We start from the raw sequence: 259 nt of genomic DNA, 5'->3' as shown, positions 1-259 counted from the left end.
ATCCGAAATATTCTGGGAAAATGCAAATTTGATGATTGCCGTGTCCCCAGGCAGAAACCTGGTTGATAAAATTGGAAATATTCCCCAAACAAACCGGGTTTATCTGAAAAATCGTCCGGCATGTAGGCACAAGGCATCCGAAATATTCTGGAAAAATGCAAATTTGATGATTGCCGTGTCCCCAGGCAGAAACAAAGTTGATAAAATTGGAAATATTCCCCAAACAAACCGGGTTTATCTGAAAAATCGTCTGGCATTT

Annotated in this window: 1 protein-coding gene; it reads left to right on the top strand. The window is 40.2% G+C overall.

Annotated features, from left to right (window positions below; all coding sequences use genetic code 11):
- On the top strand, window positions 1-259 hold a 259-nt coding region (locus MiSe_RS50290), incomplete at both ends, for a hypothetical protein (protein ID WP_226595119.1).

This window comes from Microseira wollei NIES-4236 (assembly GCF_020521235.1).
In the GTDB taxonomy this organism is placed as follows: domain Bacteria; phylum Cyanobacteriota; class Cyanobacteriia; order Cyanobacteriales; family Aerosakkonemataceae; genus Microseira; species Microseira wollei.
Note: the sequence above shows the minus strand (reverse complement) of the source record. Positions and strands in the feature narration are given on the sequence as shown.